The organism is Parachitinimonas caeni, from assembly GCF_030129945.1.
GTDB classification, from domain to species: Bacteria; Pseudomonadota; Gammaproteobacteria; order Burkholderiales; family Chitinimonadaceae; genus Parachitinimonas; species Parachitinimonas caeni.
Genome location: NZ_JARRAF010000149.1, coordinates 1 through 713, shown reverse-complemented (window position 1 = coordinate 713; position 713 = coordinate 1). Strand labels below are relative to the sequence as shown.

1 protein-coding gene is annotated in these 713 nt (G+C 69.6%); it reads right to left on the bottom strand.

Annotated elements, in window-relative coordinates:
- Window positions 1-713 (bottom strand): hypothetical protein (locus PZA18_RS24050; protein ID WP_284103424.1); only part of this gene is annotated, 713 nt, incomplete at both ends.

The following is a 713-nucleotide window of genomic DNA, read 5'->3' as shown; positions in this document are numbered from 1 at the left end:
GGCTCATTCAGGCTGCGGTTGACGTCGGTCTGCACCGCGATCCGCCAGCGGCCGGCCAGCCGGGGCGGTATGCGGACCGTGGCCTCGCAGTCGCTGCCCTGACCCACCGCGAGCGGGCCCTGGCGACGCAGGGTGCTGAGGGTCAGGTCGCCACCCTGACCGTCTTCCGGGATCAGGAGGATGCGGTCCACCCAGTCGCCCAGCGCGTCGGCCTGGCCGATATTGTCCAGGCGCCAGCGCAGGGTGAGACTGTCGCCGGCCCGCAGGCTGGCCGGCACGATCAGTTCACCGACCTGCAGATCCGGGTAGACGTGCAGGCTGGCGCTGAAGTTGCCGCTGGCGCGGTTATTGGTTTCGGCATCGCCGACGGCATTGGTTTCAAACAGGCTGCCGGCGCCCTGGGTATTGCTGTCGGCCTGAACCTGGATCTCGAACTGGCCGCTGCCGGCACTGCCGGTGGGCAGCTGGAAACGGAACTGGCGCTGACGGCTGGCCCCGGCTGCCAGCGGCTGGCTGTCGGCAAAGGCGACGGCGGTGTCGAGCACCACGGCGCCCAGGCTGCCATCGGCATTCCGCTGGCGGATGGTGACGCGATCCTGATAGCCCGTCGGCGCGGCCACCGCGCCCTGGTTGGTTTCGGTCCAGACCACGGTGACCGCGTCGCCATCCTGCGCGCCGGTTTCCAGCAATCCCACCTGGCTCACTTGCAGGTC